This is a genomic window from Pseudomonas sp. S9, assembly GCF_000222125.1.
Classification (GTDB): Bacteria; Pseudomonadota; Gammaproteobacteria; order Pseudomonadales; family Pseudomonadaceae; genus Aquipseudomonas; species Aquipseudomonas segetis.
In genome coordinates, this window is sequence record NZ_AFFX01000022.1 from 1 (window position 1) to 3,054 (window position 3,054).

Annotated in this window: 3 protein-coding genes and 3 tRNA genes; all 6 read left to right on the forward strand. The window is 52.8% G+C overall.

Annotated features, from left to right (window positions below; translation table 11 throughout):
- Nucleotides 1-191: 191 nt before the first annotated feature.
- The 6 genes from birA to PSES9_RS0122800 all read left to right on the forward strand — a co-directional run bounded on the left by birA (nucleotide 192) and on the right by PSES9_RS0122800 (nucleotide 2,999).
- A complete protein-coding gene (birA, locus tag PSES9_RS0122775) occupies nucleotides 192-1,157 on the forward strand; it encodes a bifunctional biotin--[acetyl-CoA-carboxylase] ligase/biotin operon repressor BirA (RefSeq protein WP_010490938.1) in 966 nt (321 codons plus the stop codon).
- On the forward strand, nucleotides 1,147-1,893 hold the full coding sequence (locus PSES9_RS0122780; RefSeq protein ID WP_010490940.1) for a pantothenate kinase: 747 nt from the start codon (nucleotides 1,147-1,149) through the stop codon (nucleotides 1,891-1,893). The genes birA and PSES9_RS0122780 overlap by 11 nt, the downstream gene beginning before the upstream one ends.
- Nucleotides 1,894-1,900: 7 nt before the next feature.
- Nucleotides 1,901-2,572: an SPOR domain-containing protein gene (locus PSES9_RS0122785; RefSeq protein WP_029529742.1), complete on the forward strand. Its 672-nt coding sequence runs from the start codon at nucleotides 1,901-1,903 to the stop codon at nucleotides 2,570-2,572.
- Between the two features lie 142 nt (nucleotides 2,573-2,714).
- Nucleotides 2,715-2,799: transfer RNA gene (locus PSES9_RS0122790), tRNA-Tyr, on the forward strand.
- 24 nt (nucleotides 2,800-2,823) lie between these two features.
- Nucleotides 2,824-2,897 (forward strand) — tRNA-Gly (locus PSES9_RS0122795).
- A gap of 26 nt (nucleotides 2,898-2,923) precedes the next feature.
- Nucleotides 2,924-2,999 (forward strand) — tRNA-Thr (locus PSES9_RS0122800).
- The last annotated feature ends 55 nt before the right edge of the window (nucleotides 3,000-3,054 follow it).

Sequence of the window (3,054 nt, forward strand, 5' to 3'; positions counted from 1 at the left end):
AAAAGCACGACTGGCCGCGCAGCCTATAGCCAGGGCAGTTATATCCATTGCAAAGAAGCACGGCTTGATGGTCGTTACTCGGCTAATTCTGGGTGTATCGGCTTATTTGTACGGTTAATCGAGCCGTTGGCGAGTAGGCAATGCTGCGCCCCGCCGTTATCATGCGGGCCTCAATAGTTTTCGAGCAAAACATGCAGCCATTATTGCGGCTTCTACAGGACGGAAGGTTCCACTCGGGGCAGGCTTTGGGTGCGGAGCTGGGTATCAGTCGTTCAGCGGTATGGAAGCAGTTGCAGGTACTTGAAGCTGAGCTTGGGTTAACGATTCATAAGGTACGTGGGCGTGGTTATCAATTGCAGAATCCACTGATATTGCTCGATCAGCAGCGACTGTCGACCAGTCATGCTTCGCTGGGCTGGCCAGTTACGGTTTTGCAGTCGGTAGACTCAACCAATGCAGAAGTCCTGAGACTGCTCGGTACCGGCAAGCAGGCCCCCTTTCTATTGTTGGCTGAACAGCAAACCGCTGGGCGTGGTCGTCGAGGCCGTGCCTGGGTCAGTCCATTTGCTGAGAACATGTATTACAGCCTGCTAATACGTATTGACGGTGGTATGCGCCAGATAGAAGGGCTCAGCCTGGTCGTTGGATTGGCGCTTCTCAAGGCCATAAAGGAGCTTGGCGTCAGTGATGCTGGTTTGAAGTGGCCGAACGATGTGCTGGTTGACGGGCAGAAAATTGCGGGCATCTTGCTGGAAATGTCCGGGGATCCAGGTGATGAGTGCCATGTCGTCATCGGCGTCGGTGTTAACGTCAACATGAAGGTCGTTGAGGTTGATGCGATTACACAGGCCTGGACGTCATTGTCTAGGGTGCTGGGTAGGGCGATTGATCGCAATCAGTTGGTCGAGTTTTTTAGCAAGCATTTACAGGCATACATGGCTGTGCATATGCGTGAAGGATTCGCCGCGCTACAGCATGAGTGGCAAGCCAATCACCTTTGGCAAGGGCGCATGGCTACGCTTACTGCGGGCAAGACTCCGATCAAGGGTGAAATAATGGGTGTGGACTGCACGGGTGCTATTCGCCTGAAGGTTGATGGTCAGGAGCGCAGTTTCAGTGGTGGTGAGTTGAGCTTGAGGCTGAGCGATGATACTTGAGCTTGATTGCGGCAATAGTTTTATTAAGTGGCGGGTACTGGCGGCTGATGCATCGCGCATTATATGCGCAGGGGTTGTCGGTTCTGATGCAGAGCTGATGCTTGCATTGAATGAGGAATCCCTGAACGTCACGGCCTGTAGGTTGGTGAGCGTGCGTACGGATGCTGAAACTCAATTACTGGTGGGCTTGATCAATGAGCGGTTTGGCGTCGAGTGCGCCTGTGCGCAGCCAGTGATTGAGCTTGCAGGGGTGCGCAATGGCTACGAGCAATATCAGCAGCTAGGTCTTGATCGCTGGCTGGCTTTGGTCGGTGCTTACCTGTATGCAGGCAAGGCATGCTTGGTGCTGGACTTGGGAACAGCTGTTACTGCTGATTACGTAAGTGCTGATGGTGAACATCTTGGTGGTTATATCTTTCCTGGCGTGCCCCTGATGCGCAATCAGCTGCGTACCCATACTCGTCGGATACGCTACAGCGACGACACAGCAGAGCGCGCGCAACAGAAAAACGGTCCAGGGCGTACCACCGCTGAAGCGGTAGAGCGCGGATGTTCGCTTATGCTGCAAGGCTTTGTTGCAACGCAGTTAGAGCTTGCAAGTGAATACCTGGGCGATACATTTGTGGTATTCCTCACGGGAGGGGATGCAGTGGTGGCCGTCGATATGGCGCCAGGTGCAATAATTGCTCCCGACTTGGTTTTCAAGGGTTTGGCTGCAGCCTGCCCGCTGTCCTGAGGTTTGCATGCGTTGGATATTTCTATTGCTGGTGGTGCTGAACGCTTTTTATTACGTCTGGCATCAGCAGCAGGCACCGCTTAGGCCAAAAGAAGTTGCACCTATGGCGCAGCAGCAGGGCGCCAAGCGTGATATCCAGTTGCTCAGCGAAACCGACAACCAGCAGCGCCGCGCGCCGGTTGTACAGGCTCCTGAAGACGATACATGCCTGTATTTGGGGAGCTTTGAACAGCGCTCTGAGGCTGAGGTCGTCGAGCAGCGGCTGATAAGCCTTGATATCAGCTCGCAGGTGCGTTCGGTCGATGATCAGGCTGGGGTGGATTATTGGGTCTATATCCCGCCTCTGGCATCCCGATCGGCTTCCCTGCGCCAGCTTAAAGAACTGCAAGCGCGAAACATTGATAGCTATTTGATCTCCCAGGGAGACCTGGAAAACGGTATCTCCCTGGGAATATTTCCACGCAAGGATTCGGCGCAAAGCGTGATTCAGCGCTTGGAAGATGTCGGTTACGAGTCTTCCTTGCGTGAATTACCGCGTGCGCATCGTAGCTACTGGGTGCGTATAGCCCCGGAAAGTCGGCGTTTGGCTGATGATTCGCTACTGGAAAAGCTCGCTTTTGATTTTAATGGGCTAAAACATCAATTAATGCCGTGCGAAAGCATTGCATCCTCGCAATAGATTGCATAGAATGGCGCCCGCTTCGCAGGGTGGCCTTAAACAGCAATTCAGCGAAGTTACTGTCAAATGCGCTAAGCTCAGGTTTTTATTGAGAAAATGCTTGACAGTAGGGTGGCTTCTCTTGAGAATGCCGCTTCCTTTTGGAGGGATTCCCGAGCGGCCAAAGGGATCAGACTGTAAATCTGACGTCTACGACTTCGAAGGTTCGAATCCTTCTCCCTCCACCAGATTTAGCGTTAATTGCAAGTTGAGCGGGTGTAGTTTAGTGGTAGAACCTTAGCCTTCCAAGCTAATGATGCGGGTTCGATTCCCGCCACCCGCTCCAAGTTTGCAGTGTTCGCGACACTATTCGCTCATGTAGCTCAGTTGGTAGAGCACACCCTTGGTAAGGGTGAGGTCAGCGGTTCAAATCCGCTCATGAGCTCCATTTGATAAAGGCAGATATGCAAGTATCTGCCTTTATTTTAATGGTGGTAAGGCTA

Excerpts from the sequence above, each read along its gene's own strand:
- birA (WP_010490938.1), top strand. The coding sequence starts at position 192 with ATGCAGCCATTATTGCGGCTTCTACAGGACGGAAGGTTCCACTCGGGG.
- PSES9_RS0122780 (WP_010490940.1), top strand. The coding sequence starts at position 1,147 with ATGATACTTGAGCTTGATTGCGGCAATAGTTTTATTAAGTGGCGGGTA.
- PSES9_RS0122785 (WP_029529742.1), top strand. The coding sequence starts at position 1,901 with ATGCGTTGGATATTTCTATTGCTGGTGGTGCTGAACGCTTTTTATTAC.